Source organism: Bacillus sp. FSL K6-2865 (assembly GCF_040311405.1).
Lineage (GTDB): Bacteria > Bacillota > Bacilli > Bacillales > Bacillaceae > Bacillus > Bacillus velezensis.
Genome location: NZ_CP152036.1, coordinates 2,784,530 through 2,804,873, shown reverse-complemented (window position 1 = coordinate 2,804,873; position 20,344 = coordinate 2,784,530). Strand labels below are relative to the sequence as shown.

At 47.5% G+C, this 20,344-nt stretch carries 20 protein-coding genes; 18 read left to right on the top strand and 2 right to left on the bottom strand.

Annotation, left to right across the window (positions count from 1 at the left end):
• The first annotated feature begins 1 nt into the window (after window position 1).
• The 10 genes from nadA to yajC all read left to right on the top strand — a co-directional run bounded on the left by nadA (window position 2) and on the right by yajC (window position 8,526).
• Window positions 2-1,105 carry a quinolinate synthase NadA gene (gene nadA / locus NYE42_RS13805; protein ID WP_352426526.1) on the top strand — a complete coding sequence of 368 codons (1,104 nt, stop codon included), beginning with the start codon at window positions 2-4 and terminating at the stop codon, window positions 1,103-1,105.
• 127 nt (window positions 1,106-1,232) lie between these two features.
• Window positions 1,233-2,423 carry a SafA/ExsA family spore coat assembly protein gene (gene safA, locus NYE42_RS13800; protein WP_043021679.1) on the top strand — a complete coding sequence of 397 codons (1,191 nt, stop codon included), beginning with the start codon at window positions 1,233-1,235 and terminating at the stop codon, window positions 2,421-2,423.
• Between the two features lie 148 nt (window positions 2,424-2,571).
• A complete protein-coding gene (locus tag NYE42_RS13795) occupies window positions 2,572-3,165 on the top strand; it encodes a YhcN/YlaJ family sporulation lipoprotein (protein ID WP_352426525.1) in 594 nt (197 codons plus the stop codon).
• Window positions 3,166-3,550: 385 nt separating this feature from the next.
• Window positions 3,551-4,060: an intercompartmental signaling factor BofC gene (locus tag NYE42_RS13790; RefSeq protein WP_015417917.1), complete on the top strand. Its 510-nt coding sequence runs from the start codon at window positions 3,551-3,553 to the stop codon at window positions 4,058-4,060.
• 134 nt (window positions 4,061-4,194) lie between these two features.
• Complete coding sequence (ruvA, locus tag NYE42_RS13785) at window positions 4,195-4,800, top strand: Holliday junction branch migration protein RuvA (RefSeq protein WP_003152683.1); 606 nt, start codon at window positions 4,195-4,197, stop codon at window positions 4,798-4,800.
• 10 nt (window positions 4,801-4,810) lie between these two features.
• A complete protein-coding gene (ruvB, locus tag NYE42_RS13780; RefSeq protein ID WP_007408185.1) occupies window positions 4,811-5,815 on the top strand; it encodes a Holliday junction branch migration DNA helicase RuvB in 1,005 nt (334 codons plus the stop codon).
• Entirely contained in the window at window positions 5,808-6,008 is a 201-nt protein-coding gene (locus tag NYE42_RS13775; RefSeq protein ID WP_031378914.1) for a DUF2905 domain-containing protein, read from the top strand. Before ruvB ends, NYE42_RS13775 begins: the two co-directional genes overlap by 8 nt.
• Window positions 6,009-6,033: 25 nt before the next feature.
• Window positions 6,034-7,062, top strand: a complete 1,029-nt coding sequence (queA, locus tag NYE42_RS13770; protein WP_003152692.1) for a tRNA preQ1(34) S-adenosylmethionine ribosyltransferase-isomerase QueA — start codon at window positions 6,034-6,036, stop codon at window positions 7,060-7,062.
• A 27-nt stretch (window positions 7,063-7,089) separates the two neighbouring features.
• Entirely contained in the window at window positions 7,090-8,235 is a 1,146-nt protein-coding gene (tgt, locus tag NYE42_RS13765) for a tRNA guanosine(34) transglycosylase Tgt (protein WP_007408186.1), read from the top strand.
• 30 nt (window positions 8,236-8,265) lie between these two features.
• Complete coding sequence (gene yajC, locus NYE42_RS13760) at window positions 8,266-8,526, top strand: preprotein translocase subunit YajC (RefSeq protein WP_003152695.1); 261 nt, start codon at window positions 8,266-8,268, stop codon at window positions 8,524-8,526.
• A gap of 51 nt (window positions 8,527-8,577) precedes the next feature.
• On the opposite strand, the gene NYE42_RS13755 is transcribed toward yajC, so the two are convergent.
• Window positions 8,578-8,964 carry a TIGR04086 family membrane protein gene (locus NYE42_RS13755; protein WP_003152697.1) on the bottom strand — a complete coding sequence of 129 codons (387 nt, stop codon included), beginning with the start codon at window positions 8,962-8,964 and terminating at the stop codon, window positions 8,578-8,580.
• A gap of 166 nt (window positions 8,965-9,130) precedes the next feature.
• On the opposite strand from NYE42_RS13755, the gene NYE42_RS13750 reads away from it, so the two are divergent.
• Window positions 9,131-9,787 carry a DUF421 domain-containing protein gene (locus tag NYE42_RS13750; protein ID WP_003152699.1) on the top strand — a complete coding sequence of 219 codons (657 nt, stop codon included), beginning with the start codon at window positions 9,131-9,133 and terminating at the stop codon, window positions 9,785-9,787.
• A 7-nt stretch (window positions 9,788-9,794) separates the two neighbouring features.
• Here the strand turns inward: NYE42_RS13750 and spoVB are convergent, their stop codons facing one another.
• Window positions 9,795-11,351, bottom strand: a complete 1,557-nt coding sequence (spoVB, locus tag NYE42_RS13745) for a stage V sporulation protein B (RefSeq protein WP_352426524.1) — start codon at window positions 11,349-11,351, stop codon at window positions 9,795-9,797.
• Between the two features lie 115 nt (window positions 11,352-11,466).
• Between spoVB and NYE42_RS13740 the strand changes: the two genes are divergently transcribed.
• The 7 genes from NYE42_RS13740 (at window position 11,467) to relA (ending at window position 20,334) form a co-directional block, all read left to right on the top strand.
• Window positions 11,467-11,763, top strand: a complete 297-nt coding sequence (locus tag NYE42_RS13740) for a post-transcriptional regulator (RefSeq protein WP_094032215.1) — start codon at window positions 11,467-11,469, stop codon at window positions 11,761-11,763.
• A gap of 36 nt (window positions 11,764-11,799) precedes the next feature.
• Window positions 11,800-14,019 (top strand): protein translocase subunit SecDF, encoded by a 2,220-nt coding sequence (gene secDF / locus NYE42_RS13735; protein ID WP_352426523.1) that lies wholly within the window; start codon window positions 11,800-11,802, stop codon window positions 14,017-14,019.
• Window positions 14,020-14,150: 131 nt separating this feature from the next.
• The gene (locus tag NYE42_RS13730; protein WP_012118088.1) at window positions 14,151-14,648 is read left to right on the top strand and encodes a cation:proton antiporter regulatory subunit; all 498 of its coding nucleotides are present in this window, start codon (window positions 14,151-14,153) and stop codon (window positions 14,646-14,648) included.
• Window positions 14,649-14,711: 63 nt separating this feature from the next.
• Window positions 14,712-15,038 carry a lipopolysaccharide assembly LapA domain-containing protein gene (locus tag NYE42_RS13725; protein ID WP_352426522.1) on the top strand — a complete coding sequence of 109 codons (327 nt, stop codon included), beginning with the start codon at window positions 14,712-14,714 and terminating at the stop codon, window positions 15,036-15,038.
• Between the two features lie 55 nt (window positions 15,039-15,093).
• Window positions 15,094-17,454, top strand: a complete 2,361-nt coding sequence (gene recJ / locus NYE42_RS13720) for a single-stranded-DNA-specific exonuclease RecJ (RefSeq protein ID WP_015240292.1) — start codon at window positions 15,094-15,096, stop codon at window positions 17,452-17,454.
• Window positions 17,455-17,459: 5 nt separating this feature from the next.
• Window positions 17,460-17,972 carry an adenine phosphoribosyltransferase gene (locus NYE42_RS13715; protein ID WP_003152714.1) on the top strand — a complete coding sequence of 171 codons (513 nt, stop codon included), beginning with the start codon at window positions 17,460-17,462 and terminating at the stop codon, window positions 17,970-17,972.
• A gap of 157 nt (window positions 17,973-18,129) precedes the next feature.
• Window positions 18,130-20,334: a GTP diphosphokinase gene (gene relA / locus NYE42_RS13710; protein ID WP_003152716.1), complete on the top strand. Its 2,205-nt coding sequence runs from the start codon at window positions 18,130-18,132 to the stop codon at window positions 20,332-20,334.
• Window positions 20,335-20,344 lie beyond the last annotated feature (10 nt).

Sequence of the window (20,344 nt, the reverse complement as noted above, 5' to 3'; positions counted from 1 at the left end):
GATGTCTATTTTTGACGTGCTAACTGCATCAGCCGAAATGATGCCGAGCCATTATAAAGACATGAGCACAGGAGAAATGGAAAAGCGGGTCGCCGCCATTAAACGGGCTTTCGGAAAGCGCCTGTTCATTCCGGGACATCACTATCAAAAAGACGAAGTAATACAATTCGCCGATACGGCAGGTGACTCCCTGCAGCTTGCTCAAGTGGCAGAAAAAAATAAAGAGGCGGAATATATTGTGTTTTGCGGCGTGCATTTTATGGCGGAAACCGCTGATATGCTGACTGATGATAACCAAACCGTCATTTTGCCCGACATGCGCGCCGGATGCTCAATGGCTGATATGGCAGATATTCAGCAGACGGACAAAGCATGGCAAGAGCTTCAAGAACTGTACGGTAACACCATCATTCCGTTAACATATGTTAACTCGACGGCGGAAATTAAAGCATTCGTCGGACGGCACGGGGGAGCGACCGTCACCTCTTCAAATGCCCGGAGTGTGCTGAAATGGGCTTTTAAACAAAAAGAGAGGATTTTATTTTTGCCGGATCAGCATTTAGGCAGAAATACGGCCTATGACCTCGGCATTCCGCTGACAGAAATGGCTGTATGGGACCCGGTGCAGAACCGATTGCTTACTGACCATCCGGAAAACATTAAGGTTATCCTTTGGAAAGGGCATTGCTCCGTACACGAAAAGTTTACAGCGAAAAATATTTCTCAGCTGCGGCAGCGGGATTCCGGCATCCGCATTATCGTTCATCCGGAATGTTCGCGGGAAGTGGTCTCGCTCAGTGACGACAGCGGGTCTACCAAATACATTATTGATACGATCGAACAGGCTGAACCGGGAAGCAAATGGGCGATCGGCACGGAAATGAATCTTGTTCAGCGCCTCATTCAATCGCATCCGGATAAACAGATTGAATCATTGAATCCCGATATGTGTCCGTGTCTGACAATGAACAGAATCGACCTGCCGCATTTATTGTGGTCGCTTGAGCAGCTTGAAAAAGGCGAGCCGAAGGGTGTCATTAAAGTTCCGGAAGCGGTTCGGACAGAAGCGCTTCGTGCTTTGAACAGAATGCTGAGTCATACGTAATTATAAAAAATTTCCCTCCTTCCCAAAATTTTTTATCATCATGCCCAGTCCATCGGCATATAGTGTGAAGAAACGTATTGTAATGACAAATGTACCGTTCACGTTTTGTGCATAGGAGGGGAAAACGTTGAAAATTCATATCGTTCAAAAAGGCGATTCGCTCTGGAAAATAGCTGAAAAATACGGAGTTGATCTTGAAGAGTTAAAAAAACTGAATCATCAGCTTAGCAATCCAGACTTAATTATGCCTGGAATGAAGATAAAGGTGCCTTCAGAAGCCGTTCCGGTCAGAAAAGAACCTAAGGCCGGCTTCGGAACGTCTGCGCATAAGCATGAGCATCCATATGCCAAAGAAAAACCGAAATCAGTTGTGGACATTGAAGACACCATACCGGAAGAACCAAAGCCGTCAATTCCGTATGTGCCGCCAATCCCTGAAAAGCATGAAAATGTGCTGCCGGAAGCTGATATGAACCAATATTACCCGTCCAATCAGCTGTTTCAGCCGTGGTCGCCTCCTAAGCCGGAGGAACCGGTGACACATTTTGTCGAGCCGAAAGAAAAAGAGCATGACAATAACATTCCACAACAGGAGGAAATGATCAACATGGAAAACGCGAATTACCCGAATATGCCAAAGGCGCCTGAAGCCGGAAAGATGGAAGAAGAAAACGCCGCTTATCATCTGCCGAACATGCCAAACATTCCGAATGTCCCGTTTCCGAATATGCCGGCCGTTGAACCGTCTTTTATGCATTATCCGATGCCGTGCATGCCTTGTCCTTGTCCGGTTCCGGTGACACCGATGCTGCCGGGTTCGGGACTATGCCATCCGTGCTTCCCGGTAGGCGGAGGTTTCGGCGGTTTTGGAGGAGGTTTTGGAGGCTTTCCGGTCATGCCGATGCCGTTACCGTACGGATTCCATCATCCGGGATTTGGGCCGCATGCGGGTTACGGTGAATATGAAAACCAGGCCCATGAAAATGCAGAGCATTATGATGGTTCTGCATCTGGTTTCGGCGGTGCTCCGTACGGTCAAATGCCGTATTACGGCGGATATTCGTCACATTACGCAAACGCGCCTCATCATGATGGAAAATATAAGGATGATGATTGCGGCTGCCATGATTCACATCATCACCACCACCATCACCACGGTTCACATCACCATCACGCAAATATGCCTGTGCAGCCGTATCCGAATATGGGTGCAAACGCCGGATATTTTATGCCTTACGGCGGAGCAAATCCTAATGCCGCGCCGAATCAGCCGAGTCCAAATCAAGTATTCGGACGGCCGGAGGAAGAAGAAGATTAATGTTTCGGGACGATGTATGTCGTTCCTTTTTTTATGTCCAACTGAGGAATGGACATAACTGACAAGCTTAAACCCGCCGCCCGCCGCGCATCCTAAACATGAGCGGAAAACGCTCAAAACAGCGATGAATCCACGGGGGGTTTTTCCATTGGGTAAAAAACTGATGACGATCGCGGGCGTTTTAGCCGTGACGGCAAGCTTAACGGCATGCGGAGCAAATAATGCCATGAATGACGGACGCTACAACCAGTCAACACGTCCGGTCGGATATTATTCGAATGATAATGGTAACGGCAGAGGCCAGTATGGAATGGATCATCAAGGACCCGTTTCTGAAATGATGGAAAACCGAAACGGCCGTCATAATACGACAAACGTGTCCGATCAGTACGCGCCTAATGACGGGGTTCCGTTAACGACGGACGGCACATATAACGGCCGAAATGTCAATACGCCGCCGGCAGCAATGTCTTATAATGGGTATGACAACGCCCAAAACATCAGGTTGGCGGCAAAAGTTGCAAACCGCGTGAAAAAAGTAAAAGGCGTACAGGATAGTCAGGTCATCGTGACTGACACGAGAGTCGTCATTGCCGTCAGAACAAATCATCCTTTTACGAAGAATGATGATAAACATGTCAAACATGCGGCCAAAAAATTCGCGGACGGCCGTACAATTCAAGTGTTTACCGACAACGCTACTTTTACAAAGCTGCAAGACATGAACAGAAACAGCCGTTAAACGGGACTGCCGGATGATTTCATCCGGCAGTATTTTTATGGATAAAGCTTCATCATTTCTTTACATATTCTTAAAACGCTCTTTATATTGCGGTGTTAACATAAAAGTAATAAAACGTAACGGAGGGGCCGGAATGAAAAAAACGGAGCATGACAAAAGCCGCGGAGCAAAAACTGTGTATCTGACCGTAAGGGGATACCGGCTCAAACTGACGCCCGAACAAATGAAACTGATTTCAGCCGGCCGGGCATAATCATCGCAGCAGCCCTCATTTAGAGAGCTGCTTTTTTTCGGCTGAAACAGACAAATGAAAGAAAACGATTAAGCACCGGAATCTTTGGTCAAACTAGCATCAAGAGTTTGATTGAATAAAGAGGTGTTATTGGTGAAACGAATTTGCGGTGCTCGTCTATTGTTTATGCTTGTCTTATCGGCTGCAGTCCTGATTTGCGGAGGAAAAGGCGCATACGGGGCTGAGGTCGAGCATTACGGGCCGCTTCGGGTGCACGTCCAGCTGGAAAAGGTCTATCTGGACGGTGATGTCGGCATCGAACATACGGATGAAACCGTTTTGGCGATGGAGGATTTTTGGGCCTCATATGCCGGCTGGACGCTCGTTGAGCAGAAAAAAGGCTTCGTCCTTTTCCGTAAGCATGTTGATGACATTTCTCCGCTCAGTAAGGTTAACGGTTATATCGGCGTCACGGACGGAGGCGTCATCTCCACTTTTCACGGCCGTCCCGGATCGCTGGCCGAGCCGATTCAGTCTTTCTTCCAGATTGATATAGAAAGGCTGGAAAGCCGATTGCAAAAGCACTTGGAACACGGCATACCGTACAGGACAAAAGCGGAGTTTGAGAGCGTGATCGATCATATTAAGACTTACAGCGGCTGACTTTGACGCAAGACATGTGACACATGTCTTTTTTTTCTGAATGGAAGGTGTCAGAGCGAACATACGTTAACTTTTCTATAAGACTTTGGCTGTTTTTGTGTTACAATGATAAGCAGTCAAAGAGGTGAATAGGTGTGATTGAATTCGTGAAGGGGACGATTGATTATGTATCTCCCCAATACATCGTGATTGAAAACGGCGGAATCGGCTATCAGGTCTTCACTCCGAATCCGTTTATTTATAAGGTAAGCAATCAAGAGACCATTTTTACGTATCATCATATAAAAGAAGATGCCTTTTCTTTGTACGGTTTTTCAACCCGGGAAGAAAAAGCGCTTTTTACAAAGCTGCTGAACGTCACCGGCATCGGGCCGAAAGGGGCGCTCGCCATCCTCGGTTCCGGTGATCCCGGAGCCGTCATCGAAGCGATCGAACAGGAAGATGAAGCCTTTTTGGTGAAATTTCCGGGTGTGGGCAAAAAAACGGCGCGGCAGATTATTCTTGATTTGAAAGGCAAACTGGCCGACGTCGTGCCTGAAATGATTGACAACCTGTTCAATCATGAAGCGCGCATTGAAAAACAAGAGGCTGAAACGGCGCTTGACGAGGCGCTTGAAGCGCTCCGGGTTCTCGGCTACGCCGAAAAAGAAATTAAAAAAGTGCTTCCACACTTAAAAGAGGAAACGGCGCTTTCAACAGATCAATATGTGAAAAAAGCATTGCAAAAATTATTAAAGTAAGGTGATGTTCATGGATGAACGGCTCGTTTCAAGTGAAGCAGACAGCCATGAATCAATAATCGAGCAAAGCCTCAGGCCGCAGAATCTCGCCCAGTATATCGGCCAAAAGAAGGTGAAAGAAAATCTGCGCGTGTTTATCGATGCGGCGAAAATGAGGCAGGAAACGCTGGACCACGTTCTTTTATACGGGCCTCCGGGTCTCGGGAAAACAACGCTTGCGTCTATCGTGGCCAATGAGATGGGTGTGGAGATGCGGACGACGTCAGGTCCCGCCATCGAAAGACCGGGAGATTTGGCAGCCATTTTGACGGCGCTCGAACCAGGGGATGTGCTGTTTATAGACGAAATTCACAGGCTGAACCGCTCAATTGAGGAAGTGCTGTACCCGGCGATGGAGGATTTCTGCCTTGATATCGTCATTGGAAAAGGCCCGTCCGCCCGCTCCGTCCGTCTCGACCTTCCCCCTTTTACGCTTGTAGGAGCGACGACAAGGGTCGGATTATTGACCGCACCGCTCAGAGACCGGTTCGGGGTGCTGTCGCGCCTTGAATACTATACGCAGGAAGAGCTGACAGATATCGTGTCAAGAACTGCTGACGTTTTTGAAGTGGATATCGAAAAAGCACCGGCTCTGGAAATCGCCAGACGGTCAAGGGGAACGCCGCGGGTTGCAAACCGGCTTCTCAGAAGGGTGAGAGATTTTGCCCAGGTGCTCGGCGACAGCCGCATCACGGAAGAAATCGCTCACGATGCGCTCGAACGTCTTCAAGTCGATGCGCTCGGCCTTGACCATATCGACCATAAGCTGCTGATGGGCATGATCGAAAAATTCAGCGGCGGTCCCGTTGGCCTTGATACGATTTCCGCGACAATCGGCGAAGAACCGCATACAATAGAGGATGTGTACGAACCGTATCTGCTGCAGATCGGATTTCTTCAGAGGACGCCGAGGGGACGGGTCGTGACTCCGGCTGTGTATGAACATTTTCGATTGGAGGCGCCCGCCCGTGACTGACTTTCCGAAGGTTCTCATGGTTTTCGGTGCCGTTTTGCTTATTGCCGGCGCAGTCTGGCACTTTGTCGGAAGGCTGCCCGGAGATATTTTCGTTAAGAAGGGAAATGTTACATTTTTCTTTCCCGTTGTCACTTGTATTGTGATCAGTGTGATACTATCCATTCTGCTTAATTTTTTCGGCAGAATGAAATAACAATAGACAGAATTAAGGTGAAATGATGAAAGTCGATTTATTTGATTTTGAACTGCCTGAACGCCTCATAGCCCAAGTGCCGCTGAAAGAGCGTGACGCATCGCGGCTGATGGTGCTCGACAAACAGACGGGCGGGCTGACGGACAGTTCATTTAAAGAGATTGTAAGCTTTTTTAATGAAGGGGATTGCCTCGTCTTGAACAATACCCGTGTGCTGCCTGCAAGATTATTCGGCACAAAAGAAGATACGGGAGCGAAAGTGGAGCTTCTGTTATTAAAACAGGAAGAAAATGATACATGGGAAACGCTCGTAAAGCCGGCGAAACGTGTAAAAAAAGGAACGGTCCTGACATTTGGCGACGGCCGGCTGACAGCGGTCTGCACGGAGGAGCTTGATCACGGAGGCAGAAAAATAGAATTCCGGTATGACGGGATTTTTTACGAAGTGCTTGAATCACTCGGTGAAATGCCGCTGCCTCCTTATATTAAAGAGCAGCTTGATGATAAAGAACGGTATCAGACCGTCTTTTCAAAAGAAATCGGATCTGCCGCAGCTCCGACGGCCGGACTTCATTTTACGGAAGAGATTCTGGACGAGCTGAAGCAAAAAGGTGTGCGGATTGAATTTATCACACTTCATGTGGGACTCGGCACATTCCGCCCGGTCAGTGCGGATGATGTGGAAGAGCATAACATGCACGCGGAATTTTATGAAATGACGGAAGAAACCGCCGCCTCTTTAAACGAGGTCAGAAAGGCGGGAGGGCGCATTGTGTCGGTCGGGACGACATCCACGCGCACCCTGGAAACCATTGCCGGCGAGCATGACGGCGTATTTACCGCTTCAAGCGGCTGGACGTCCATCTTCATTTATCCGGGATATGAATTTAAGGCGATTGACGGCATGATCACCAATTTTCATCTGCCGAAATCTTCCCTTATCATGCTCGTTTCTGCGCTTGCCGGCAGAGAGCATGTTCTTTCCGCCTACCGTCATGCGGTAGAAGAGGAATATCGTTTCTTCAGCTTTGGCGACGCCATGCTGATTATCTAATTTGAATGACAGGAGGCCTCATACAAAGTGGCTGAACAACCGATACGTTATGAATTTATAAAGGAATGCAAACAAACGGGAGCGCGCCTGGGCAGAGTCCATACGCCCCACGGCTCCTTTGAGACGCCTGTATTTATGCCGGTCGGCACGCTTGCTACGGTAAAGACGATGTCTCCGGACGAGCTGAAATCTATGGATGCGGGCATTATTTTAAGCAATACGTACCATTTATGGCTCCGCCCGGGACACGACATTGTAAAAGAAGCGGGCGGGCTTCATAAGTTTATGAACTGGGACCGCGCGATTTTAACGGATTCCGGCGGTTTTCAGGTCTTTTCATTGAGCAAGTTTCGTAATATAGAAGAAGAAGGCGTTCATTTCCGCAATCACTTAAACGGAGACAAGCTGTTTTTATCTCCGGAAAAAGCGATGGAAATTCAAAACGCCCTCGGCTCTGATATCATGATGGCGTTTGATGAGTGTCCGCCGTATCCGGCAGAGTATGATTACATGAAACGCTCTGTGGAACGGACCAGCCGCTGGGCGGAACGCTGCCTGGAGGCGCACGGGCGCTCAGATGAGCAGGGGCTGTTCGGAATCGTACAGGGCGGAGAATACGAAGACCTGCGGACACAAAGTGCAAAAGACTTGGTTTCGCTTGATTTTCCGGGTTATGCCATAGGCGGGTTATCTGTCGGCGAGCCGAAGCACGTCATGAACCGAGTGCTTGAGTTTACAACTCCGCTTTTACCGAAGGACAAGCCGAGATATTTAATGGGTGTGGGTTCACCGGATGCCTTAATTGACGGCGCCATCCGCGGCGTGGATATGTTTGACTGCGTACTGCCGACCCGGATTGCCCGAAACGGCACGGTGTTTACGAATGAAGGGCGTCTGAATATGAAAAACGCCAAATATGAGCGTGATTTCCGTCCGATTGACGAAGAGTGCAGCTGCCATACATGCAAAAATTACTCCCGCGCTTACATCAGACATTTGATCCGCTGTAATGAAACGTTTGGAATTCGATTAACAACTTACCATAACCTTCATTTTCTGTTACACTTAATGGAGCAGGTCAGACAAGCCATCCGGGAGGATCGTCTTGGTGATTTCCGAGAAGAGTTCTTTGAGCGTTACGGCTATAATAAGCCAAATGCGAAAAGCTTCTAAATAAAACCATTCTTGAAAGGAGGGAAACAGATGGGTACTTTAGGCACAATCGTTCCTATTATTTTAATGTTTGCAGTGCTTTATTTCCTGCTCATCCGTCCGCAGCAAAAGCAGCAGAAGGCCGTACGCCAGATGCAGGAAGAGCTGAAAAAAGGGGATTCAGTGGTGACAATCGGAGGATTGCACGGCACTGTTGATTCAATTGATGAAAGCAAGGTCGTCATTAAAACAGGTGATAACACCCGTTTAACATTTGACCGCCGCGCAATCAGAGAAGCTTCCGCTGAATAACAGCGAAGCTCATACATACAAAAAAAGAGCGGAGAATCCGCTCTTTTTTTATTACGCTGATCTGCTTCCTTTCAAATTCACTCCGAAAATGCCGCCCAGCATGCTGACTCCCAAAAAGCCGAGATGAAACAAAAGCTGACCGGATGTAAACGTTTTTCCGAACCCTAAATATTGAAACAGCAAGATGATTAATGAAAAACAGACGGCGGTTAACGCTCCGATCATCCAGCCTTTTTCCTTCGCTTTGCCGCCCGATATAAAACCGCCCGCAAATAAAGAAAGAAAGGAAAGCGCGGTGATCAGCCAGCTGAAAGATGACTCTTCCATTGAGGTAACCGTCAGTAAAAGCGAAATCGCCAAACTCGTAAGAAGCATCACCGCAAAAATAGCCACTAAGCCGTACAAGACGCCTCTTCCCACTTGTTTCGTTTCTTCCATTTTTATCTCCTCTCCGCTCTGCGGCCTGATATATGACAAGCCGGAGCCCGTCTTTTTCTAAATGTATTCTCTTAATGTTCGAATTAGACGTAAATGCATGATGTTCAGCCCGTTTCTTACATAATTCAGAGCCGATGGCAAATGCTATGACCGTTGGAGGTGCGATATGGAAGATATTTTCATTATTACGTTTCGTACGATTGTGCTTTATTTTATCATTCTTGTGATTTTCAGACTGATGGGAAAACGGGAAATCGGAGAACTGAGCATTTTAGACCTTGTCGTCTCCATTATGATTGCCGAGATTGCCGTATTGGCAATTGAAAATGTAAAAGATAAGCTTTTGCATACGATTGTGCCGATTGTCGTTTTAATGATTATTCAAGTAAGCCTTGCTTTTATTTCGCTCAAAAGCCAAAAAATACGGCAGCTGCTTGACGGAAAACCCACCATTATTATCAAACAGGGAAAAATTGATGAACGGGCGATGAGATCGCAGCGCTACAATTTTGACGATCTTCTTATGCAGCTGAGGGAGAATAACATCGATAGAATCTCTGACGTGTCATACGCCATTCTGGAGTCTTCAGGCAAACTGTCGATCGTCAAAAAGAAAAACAATAAGGATAAGCAGATGGAAACATCGCTTATCGTTGACGGGGTCATTCAGAACGAGCATCTGGACAGAATCGGGAAAGATAAACACTGGCTCGAAAAAAATTTAGCAAAAAGAGGATATCGCGATCTTTCGGTTATATCATTCTGCACGTTTACGGACGGCGCTTTTTTTATTGATCTTAAAGATGAAAAAGGGGAGCCATGAATCGGTTTCACCGCGTCACGAACTTGCCGATGAGCGGAATCCGGATCAGCTCTTCCCTTTTAATCAGCCTGAATAACAGAAGAAGCGCAATGTACAAAATCGCGGTCATTGCAATCCAGCCTGTGAGATTAACAGCCTCTGACCCTGAAAAATGAACGGCGTGCTTGATGATGCGGCTGACATAGCCGCAAATGAATATGACGGCAAAACAGAGCACGTATTCTTTTATTTTAATGCTGATCGGAAGCACCTTGCTTACGGTGGCCGCATGCAGCAGGGTGACAAGAACCATCCCCGTTACAATCGCAAGTGCGGCGCCCATGATGCCCAAGGAAGGCCTGGTCGCCAAAACAAAAATTAGGCCAGTTTTGACAGCGGCGCCGATAAAACTGTTCATCATGGCGGCCCCGGCTAAATTGAGAGCCTGCAGCACCGCCTGAAGGGGCCCCTGAAAATAGTAAAGCAGAAAAAACGGCGCCATCACTTTAACAAATACCGCCGCATTAGTTGATCCGTACATGACGGACATCAGTTCATCAGCGAAAGAGAATAAAATAACCACCGAAATGCCTCCGCTTAAAAGACACAGCCGCATCGCCTGTTCCAGACGGTATTCGACAACTTGCAGCTTTTTTTGCTCCATTCCTTCACTGATCGCAGGAACAAGCGCCGTTGACAGAGAATAGGTTATAAAGCTGGGCAGCGTCAAAACCGTCATGGCAAATCCGGTCAGCTCCCCGTACTGGCTGGTGGCGGCAGCGGTGGCCACTCCTGCAATCGCAAGGCTTTGCGCGACGACAATAGGTTCAAAAAACCAAGATAAATTTCCGATGAAGCGGCTTCCGGTTGTTGGGAGCGACACGCTCATCAGCTGGCGGAAGGTTTCTTTTCCATTTGCGATTGACTTGAAAAATTGTTTTCTGATTCTGATTGTTTTATTTGCTTTAAAACAAATGAATAAATAAATAAGAGAGGCAAGCTCCCCGATGACAGACGAAATCATGGCTCCTGCTGCGGCATATTCAATCCCGTACGGCAGAAACACCGTCGTGCAGACTGCGACAAGTGAAATCCGCACGATCTGCTCAAGCACTTGGGAAAACGCCAGCGGGTTCATATTCTGCCTTCCCTGAAAGTAACCGCGCAGCACGCTGGAGATCGCGATAATCGGCACGACGGGCGTAATCGCCAGAAGCGGGTAAACCGTGCGCTGATCCGTCAGCATCGTTTCGGACATAATCGGCGCAAAGCATAAAAACAGCGGCGTGAAGATGAGACTTAATATCCCGGTGACGGTAAGCGACATCACTAAAATATGTTTCATTTTCTGCCGGTCTCCCCGCGCGCTTGCTTCAGCGACAAGTTTGCTGATGGCAACGGGGAGGCCGAATTGAGTCAAAGTGGTGGCCAAGAAAAATGTCGGGGCAGCCATCATGTATAAACCGACCCCTTCTTCACCGATAAACCGGGCGATAACCACCCGGTTGACAAAGCCGAGCATTCTCGTAATCATCCCGGCTGCGATGAGAATAAGAGTGCCCCTTAAAAAAGTCTGTTTTGCCATTTTATAAACCCCTGCCTTCTCAAACTACCTGGAATCATATACAATAAAGATATGCGCCGATGTCGTCCGAGCATGACAAGTCTTCGAGAAAAATGGAAAAAGGAGCGAGCGCCCAGTGGAGAAACATCCCGCCGAAATGTACAAAGATCATTTGCGGCCTTTCTTGTACAGTAAACTTGAAGAGTTCAAAATCCTCGGATACGATGATGTTGAGCACGAGAGTTTATGGTCATACTTAATACATAAAAAGTGGAAACAGAAAAAGGAACTGCCGCTGCATGAATTGGCCGGTCATATTTTATCAGTAAAAATTGGCGATTTTATGAACTATGCAACCGTTGAAGCTTTTAAGTCGTCTAATTGGCTGGAAAGCGATGAGGGTCAGCAAGCTTTGGATGAACTGCTGAGATAATGATTTGACGGCATAGGTTTAAGGAGGAAATACATAATGAAAAAAGGACGCTTGATTGCGTTTTTCCTGATCGTATTATTGATCGGCACAGGGCTGGGGTATTTTACAAAACCGGCTGCCAATAATATTACGTTAGGATTGGATTTACGCGGCGGGTTTGAAGTTCTGTACGATGTGCAGCCCGTCAAAAAAGGCGATAAAATCACAAAAGACGTGCTCGTCAGCACGGTGCAGGCGCTGAACCGCCGGGCTAACGTTCTCGGCGTAAGCGAGCCGAATATTCAGATTGAAGGAAATAACCGCATCCGCGTACAGCTGGCGGGCGTCACGAATCAGAACAGGGCGCGCGAAATTCTGTCAACGGAAGCGCAGCTCTCGTTCAGGGATACGAATGATAAAGAGCTGTTAAACGGCTCTGATCTCGTGGAAAACGGCGCGAAGCAAACCTTTGATCCGACGACGAACGAACCGATTGTCAGCGTTAAGCTGAAGGATGCGGATAAGTTCGGAGAAGTGACGAAAAAAGTCAAGAAAATGGCGCCTAATAATCAGCTTGTGATCTGGCTTGATTACCAAAAAGGCGATTCATTTAAAAAAGAAGTCGGCAAAAAACATCCGAAATATGTATCCGCTCCGAATGTGAGCCAGGAATTAAACACGAAGGATGTCACGATTGAAGGTCAGTTCACCGTTCAAAAAGCGAAGGACTTGGCCAATATTTTAAACGCGGGCGCGCTGCCTGTGAAACTGACCGAAAAATACTCTACTTCAGTAGGGGCGCAATTCGGACAGCAGGCTTTGCATGATACGGTAGAGGCCGGCATCATCGGTATTGCAATTGTTTTCTTATTTATGCTGCTTTATTACAGACTGCCTGGACTCATAGCGGTAATTACGCTTTCTGTATACGTATATATTACGCTTCAAGTGTTTGACTGGATGCAGGCGGTGCTGACGCTTCCGGGTATTGCGGCGCTCATTTTGGGTGTCGGGATGGCGGTTGACGCCAACATCATCACCTATGAACGGATAAAAGAAGAACTGAAACTCGGCAAATCCGTCCGCTCAGCTTTCCGTTCAGGGAACAGACGGTCATTCGCGACGATTTTCGATGCGAACATTACAACGATCATCGCAGCGGTCGTGCTCTTTATTTTCGGGGCAAGCTCTGTAAAAGGGTTTGCGACGATGCTGATTCTGTCAATTCTGACAAGCTTTATTACAGCTGTCTTCCTTTCAAGATTCCTGCTCTCCCTTCTCGTGGAAAGCAGATGGCTTGACCGGAAAAAAGGCTGGTTCGGCGTCAAGAAAAAACACATTATGGACATTCAAAAAACGGATGAAAATACTGAACCGCATACGGCATTCCAAAAATGGGATTTCACGAGCAAGCGAAAATATTTCTTTATTTTCTCAAGCGCTGTAACCATTGCGGGAATTATCATCTTACTGGTCTTTAAGCTCAACCTGGGAATCGATTTTGCAAGCGGTGCGCGGATTGACGTGCAGAGCAATCATGCATTGACGGCGCAGCAGGTTGAAAAAGATTTTGACTCTCTCGGCATGGATCCGGAAAACATCGTGCTCTCGGGTAAAGAGAACCATGTTGCCGCGGCCCGGTTTGTCGGAGAGCCATCTAAAGAAAAAATCGCTGAAATCAAAACGTACTTTAAGGACAAATACGGATCTGAACCGAACGTCAGCACGGTATCGCCGACAGTCGGAAAAGAACTGGCCCGTAATGCTTTATATGCTGTCGCCATTGCATCAATCGGCATCATTATTTACGTGTCAATCCGTTTCGAGTACAGAATGGCAATCGCCGCAATTGTATCCCTGCTGTATGACGCTTTCTTTATCGTCGCGTTTTTCAGCATTACAAGGCTGGAGGTCGATGTCACCTTTATCGCCGCTATTCTCACCATTATCGGTTACTCGATAAATGATACGATCGTTACATTTGACCGGATACGTGAGCAGATGAAAAAACGTAAGCCGAAGTCATTTGCCGATCTGGAACATATCGTGAATCTGAGCTTGCAGCAAACCTTTACACGTTCGATCAATACGGTCTTGACCGTTGTGATTGTTGTCGTCGTGCTGCTCATTTTGGGCTCATCGTCAATTACAAACTTCTCCGTCGCTTTATTGGTCGGTTTATTGACGGGCGTTTATTCCTCTCTTTACATCGCCGCGCAGCTGTGGCTTGTATGGAAAGGTAAAGAATTTAAAGGGAAAAAATCAATCGAAGAGTAAAGTGGGAACAGGCTGTCTTGCAGAAGGCAGCCTGTTTTTTTAGGCCGCATTGAACTTAAAACCTGCATTTGCTATAATGACATACGCTTACATAATCAATCATCATTGTAAAAACATGTAGGAGGGTTCTTATGAACGTTCGTGAGTCGGAGCTTCCGGGCATCGGCCAGAAAGTAGAAGTCATTACGAAAAATCACGATAAAATCAGTATTATTCTTCATGATGACGGCAGAAAAGAGCTCTATTACTTCGATGAGAATGATCATGACGAATGCCTGGCATCCGTTGAATTTAACGACGAAGAGGCGAGGCAGATTTCCGCTATTTTAGGCGGGATGACGTATAAGCCGAAAGCGCTGGAATCTGTGGAAGTTGCGCTTGATGACCTCGTCATTGAGTGGTTTAAAGCCGAATCTCATGCACCGGCTGTCAGCCGTACAATCGGAGATTTGGAGATCAAGAAACATTACAACGTCCAGATTATTGCGATCGTAAAGAAAAACCGGCAAAAACAGCTGAGCCCCGGCATTGATACCGTAATTGAAGAAGGGGACACCCTCGTCATATCGGGAGAAAGGAGCGGACTGAAAAAGCTGGTCCGCGAGCAGTTAACGGCCCGGATTTCCTGAGACCGGGGTTTACTCCCGGGAAAATGGGGGAAAAGATAAGAATGAACAATTGGGGGCAGACGCATGAATAAACAATGGACTATTATATTCGCTTTACTATTTACTTTGATTGTCGCCATCTTTGCTGTCATTAACGTGCGGGCGGTTGAGGTTGATTATCTGTTCGGAACCGCTGAATGGCCGCTGATTTTAGTCATTTTAGGCTCTGTGTTAATGGGAGCGCTGATCGTGTTTTCAGCCGGTATCTTTCAAGTGATGAAGCTGAAGCGCGAAATTAAAATGCTGCGGAAAGAAAACAGATCCGAGGCTGAATTGACGGCTGATTCGGACGGCCAAAAAACAGCCGCGCCGCCGGAAGAAATGCTTGAAGAGAAAAAAGGATCAGAATAACATTTGAAACCCCTCAGTCCGCTCTAGTATAATAGGGTGGTTGAGGGGTGAATTTATGTTAGCGTCAAAAATGCGCTGGGAAATCCAGCAGCCGGATCAGGAAAAAGTCAAATCACTCACAGAACAATTGGACATAACACCTCTTGTGGCATCACTGCTTGTAAAAAGAGGTTTTGATACTGCCGAAAGCGCAAGGCTGTTTTTACATACAAAGGATGCAGACTTTTATGACCCGTATGAATTAAAGGGAATGCGGGAAGCAGTTGATCGGATAAAACTGGCGGTTTCTCAAGGGGAACCGATTATGATTTACGGAGATTACGATGCAGACGGCGTTACAAGCACGTCGGTGATGCTGACGGCACTCAGACAGCTGTCGGCGGACGTTGACTTTTATATTCCCGACCGTTTCACAGAAGGCTACGGCCCGAATGAACAAGCTTTCCGCTCCATAAAAGAGCGGGGATTTTCGCTGATCATTACAGTGGATACGGGAATCGCCGCCGTCCATGAAGCTGAAGTCGCAAAAGAGCTGGGCTTAGACGTCATTATTACCGACCACCATGAGCCGGGACCCGAGCTTCCTGACGTATTTGCGATCATCCACCCGAAGCAGCCGGGATGCGGCTATCCGTTTAAAGAATTGGCCGGCGTCGGTGTGGCGTTTAAGCTTGCCCACGCGCTTACGGGTTCTTTGCCGGAAGCTATGCTGGACTTGGCGGCAATCGGTACGGTTGCAGATCTGGTGCCTCTTCATGATGAAAACAGATTAATTGCGTCACTCGGAATCGAAAGGCTTAGGACGACAAATCGGCCGGGCCTCAAAGCTCTGATTAAGCTTTCCGGCGGAGATATCGGACAAGCTGATGAGGAAACGATCGGATTTCAGGTCGCGCCGAGGCTCAATGCCGTCGGAAGAATAGAACAGGCCGATCCCGCCGTCCATCTGCTGATGACCGAAGATCAGTTTGAAGCGGAGGAACTGGCTTCGGATATTGACCGGCTGAATAAAGAGCGGCAGAAAATGGTGAAAACCATGACCGAAGAGGCTGTTGAAATGGTTCAGCAGCAAGGCGGAAACCCGTCTGCCATTGTAGTGGCAAAAGCCGGCTGGAATCCGGGAGTCGTCGGTATTGTCGCATCGAAGCTGGCTGAACGTTTTTACCGTCCCGCTGTTGTGCTTGGGATAGATGAGGAGCAGGGAATCGCTAAAGGGTCGGCGCGAAGCATCAGAGGCTTCAACCTGTTTACGAGCCTTTCACAGTGCAGAGACATTCTTCCTCATTTCGGCGGGCATCCGATGGCGGCAGGAATGACGTTGAAGGCTGAAGATGTGGCGGAATTAAGGGACAGGCTGAATCAAATGGCTGAAGAAACCCTTACGGAAGAGGATTTTATTCCCGTTCAGGAGGTTGATCTTGTCTGCGGCGTTGAAGACATAACCGTTGAAAGCATTACAGAATTGAATATGCTGTCGCCGTTCGGCATGCTTAACCCTAAACCGCATGTGATGGTGAAAAATGCCGTACTTGATGATGTGCGCCTGATCGGAGCGAATAAAAACCACGTGAAAATGACGGTGAAAAGTGATTCCGCCGTCCTTGACTGCGTCGGCTTTAACAAAGGAGAGCTTGAAGCCGGAATTGTCCCCGGATCAACGATTTCCATTGTCGGCGAGATGTCCATTAATGAATGGAACAACAGAAAGAAGCCCCAGCTGATGATTAAAGACGCTGCGGTGCCGGAATGGCAGCTTTTTGATATCAGGGGCAAGCGGACGTGGGAAGACACGGTCACCGCGCTGCCGAAGGAAAAACGGGTGCTCATCAGCTTTAACGAAAAAACCGCTCAGAAGCTCCGTGCAAAAGAGCTGTCGGGCGAGCTGGCCGGGATCACATCGGAATCCGAGGCGGAAGCTCTCCAGCTTGACGGAAAATATGCCGTTTTTCTGGATGTGCCGCCGTCAGCGGATCGCCTGCAGCATTTGCTTGACGGAAAGAAGCCGGAACGGATTTATTTTGTTTTTATCAATCATGAAGAACATTTCCTGTCCTCATTTCCATCGCGGAATGATTTCAAGTGGTTTTACGCATTTCTCTTGAAAAGGGGCGCTTTTGACTTCGGCAAGCATGGTTCAGAGCTTGCGAGACACAGAGGATGGTCAATTGACACAATCAATTTCATGACAAAGGTGTTTTTTGATCTCGGTTTTGTTAAAATAGAAGATGGTGTGCTGTCTGTCGTGAGCGGCGCGAAAAAACGCGACCTGGCAGATTCGCAAACCTATCAGGTAAAACAGCAGCTGATGGAATTAGACCAGAAGCTCAATTATTCCGCAGCCCATGAGCTGAAGGAATGGCTGAATAAGCTGATGAACCAAGGTTCAGAAGCTTATGAAAGTACGAGGAGGACATAGAACAGATGGATCTTAAAAAATACGTAACAATTGTGCCCGATTACCCGAAAGAAGGCGTACAATTTAAAGATATTACGACATTGATGGACAAAGGCGACGTATATCGTTACGCCACTGACCAAATTGTTGAATATGCAAAAGAAAAAGAAATTGATTTAGTTGTCGGGCCTGAAGCGCGCGGCTTTATTATCGGCTGTCCGGTTGCATACGCTCTCGGAGTGGGCTTTGCGCCGGTTCGGAAAGAAGGAAAACTTCCGCGTGAGGTCATTAAAGTCGATTACGGTTTGGAGTACGGAAAAGACGTACTGACGATTCATAAAGATGCGATTCTGCCGGGACAGCGCGTGCTGATTACTGATGACTTGCTTGCAACAGGCGGCACGATCGAAGCAACGATTAAGCTAGTCGAAGAACTGGGCGGCGTCGTAGCCGGTATTGCGTTCTTAATCGAGCTTTCTTACCTTGACGGCAGAGACAAGCTTGACGATTACGATATTTTAACATTAATGAAATATTAACCGCATATGGAAAAAAGCACTCGTGTCAGGGTGCTTTTTTCCTATTATTTCATCATCCTGACAGATTCTTTAGGTGTTTTGAACTTCTGCCCTTTACATCTCTCGTTTTTTTCTTGATAATAAACTAATACAGTTTACATTTAAAAAAGGTGATTCCATGGCGAACGAACAAGTATTGACTGCCGAGCAAGTAATAGATAAAGCGCGCACTTATCTGCCGGAGGAGCAGATTGCGTTTGTTGAGAAAGCTTACCTGTATGCGCAAAACGCGCATCGCGAACAGTACCGCAAATCAGGTGAGCCGTACATCATTCATCCGATTCAGGTGGCGGGGATCCTCGTCGATCTGGAAATGGACCCTTCCACGATTGCGGGCGGATTTCTGCATGACGTGGTAGAGGACACGGATGTCACCCTCGACGACCTGAAGGAAGCATTTTCTGAAGAAGTGGCGATGCTTGTCGACGGCGTGACGAAGCTCGGTAAAATTAAGTATAAATCTCAAGAGGAGCAGCAGGCGGAAAACCATCGAAAAATGTTTGTCGCTATGGCTCAGGATATCAGAGTCATATTGATCAAGCTGGCGGATCGCCTTCACAATATGCGGACGTTAAAGCATCTTCCGCAGGAAAAGCAGCGGAGAATTTCAAATGAGACGCTGGAAATTTTCGCTCCGCTGGCCCATCGGCTCGGGATTTCTAAAATCAAATGGGAGCTGGAAGACACCGCTCTCCGTTATTTGAATCCTCAGCAATATTACAGAATCGTCAACCTCATGAAGAAAAAGCGCGCGGAACGCGAACTTTATGTCGAAGAGGTTGTCAATGAAGTGAAAAAACGGGTCGAAGAAGTAAATATCAAAGCGGACTTCTCAGGACGTCCGAAGCACATCTACAGCATTTACCGCAAGATGGCGCTGCAAAATAAACAGTTCAATGAAATATATGATCTGCTCGCCGTCCGTATTCTTGTCGGAAGCATTAAAGACTGCTACGCCGTACTCGGCATTATTCATACGTGCTGGAAGCCGATGCCGGGCAGATTCAAAGATTATATTGCAATGCCTAAGCCGAATATGTATCAGTCACTGCATACGACCGTAATCGGGCCTAAAGGCGATCCGCTGGAAGTGCAGATCAGAACATTTGAGATGCATGAGATCGCTGAATACGGGGTGGCCGCACACTGGGCATATAAAGAAGGCAAGGCTGCAAACGAAGAAGCGACATTTGAGAAAAAACTGTCCTGGTTCCGTGAAATTCTGGAATTCCAAAACGAGTCTACCGATGCGGAAGAATTTATGGAATCGCTGAAAATCGATCTGTTTTCTGACATGGTATACGTATTTACGCCAAAAGGCGATGTCATTGAACTGCCGTCAGGCTCTGTGCCGATTGATTTTTCCTACAGGATCCACTCGGAGATCGGCAACAAAACAATCGGGGCGAAAGTGAACGGAAAAATGGTGACGCTTGACCATAAGCTCCGGACGGGCGACATCGTCGAGATTCTGACGTCCAAGCATTCATACGGTCCGAGTCAAGACTGGGTTAAACTGGCGCAGACGTCTCAGGCGAAACACAAAATCCGCCAATTCTTTAAGAAACAGCGCCGTGAAGAAAACGTCGAAAAAGGCCGTGAGCTTGTCGAGAAAGAAATTAAAAATCTTGATTTTGAAGTGAAAGATGTTTTAACACTCGAAAATCTTCAAAAAGTTGCCGACAAGTTCAATTTCTCAAATGAAGAGGATATGTACGCGGCGGTCGGGTATAACGGCATTACCGCTCTTCAGGTGGCCAACAGGCTCACCGAAAAAGAACGGAAGCTGCGTGACCAGGAAGAGCAGGAAAAAATCGTTCAGGAAGTCACTTCCGAGCCGAAACATTATCCGCAAGGGAGAAAACGGGAAGCGGGTGTGCGCGTAAAAGGCATTGACAACCTTCTCGTCCGCTTGTCGAAATGCTGCAACCCGGTACCTGGCGACCATATTGTCGGTTTTATTACAAAAGGGCGCGGTGTATCCGTTCACCGGGATGACTGTCCGAACGTCAAAACGAATGAAGCGCAGGAACGTCTGATCCCCGTTGAATGGGAGCATGAATCACAGGTTCAAAGACGCAAAGAATATAACGTTGAGATTGAGATTTTGGGGTATGACCGTCTCGGGCTTTTAAATGAGGTGCTCCAAGCCGTAAATGAAACGAAAACCAACATCTCCTCTGTCTCCGGCAAATCCGACCGCAATAAAGTCGCTACGATTCATATGGCGATTTTTATTCAAAACATCAATCATCTGCACAAAGTGGTCGAGCGGATTAAGCAGATCAGAGACATCTATTCAGTCCGCCGGGTAATGAACTAAAAGGAGCTTG

Excerpts from the sequence above, each read along its gene's own strand:
- nadA (WP_352426526.1), top strand. The coding sequence starts at position 2 with ATGTCTATTTTTGACGTGCTAACTGCATCAGCCGAAATGATGCCGAGC.
- ruvB (WP_007408185.1), top strand. The coding sequence starts at position 4,811 with ATGGATGAACGGCTCGTTTCAAGTGAAGCAGACAGCCATGAATCAATA.
- queA (WP_003152692.1), top strand. The coding sequence starts at position 6,034 with ATGAAAGTCGATTTATTTGATTTTGAACTGCCTGAACGCCTCATAGCC.
- yajC (WP_003152695.1), top strand. The coding sequence starts at position 8,266 with ATGGGTACTTTAGGCACAATCGTTCCTATTATTTTAATGTTTGCAGTG.
- NYE42_RS13755 (WP_003152697.1), bottom strand. The coding sequence starts at position 8,964 with ATGGAAGAAACGAAACAAGTGGGAAGAGGCGTCTTGTACGGCTTAGTG.
- NYE42_RS13750 (WP_003152699.1), top strand. The coding sequence starts at position 9,131 with ATGGAAGATATTTTCATTATTACGTTTCGTACGATTGTGCTTTATTTT.
- spoVB (WP_352426524.1), bottom strand. The coding sequence starts at position 11,351 with ATGGCAAAACAGACTTTTTTAAGGGGCACTCTTATTCTCATCGCAGCC.
- secDF (WP_352426523.1), top strand. The coding sequence starts at position 11,800 with ATGAAAAAAGGACGCTTGATTGCGTTTTTCCTGATCGTATTATTGATC.
- NYE42_RS13730 (WP_012118088.1), top strand. The coding sequence starts at position 14,151 with ATGAACGTTCGTGAGTCGGAGCTTCCGGGCATCGGCCAGAAAGTAGAA.
- NYE42_RS13725 (WP_352426522.1), top strand. The coding sequence starts at position 14,712 with ATGAATAAACAATGGACTATTATATTCGCTTTACTATTTACTTTGATT.
- recJ (WP_015240292.1), top strand. The coding sequence starts at position 15,094 with ATGTTAGCGTCAAAAATGCGCTGGGAAATCCAGCAGCCGGATCAGGAA.
- NYE42_RS13715 (WP_003152714.1), top strand. The coding sequence starts at position 17,460 with ATGGATCTTAAAAAATACGTAACAATTGTGCCCGATTACCCGAAAGAA.
- relA (WP_003152716.1), top strand. The coding sequence starts at position 18,130 with ATGGCGAACGAACAAGTATTGACTGCCGAGCAAGTAATAGATAAAGCG.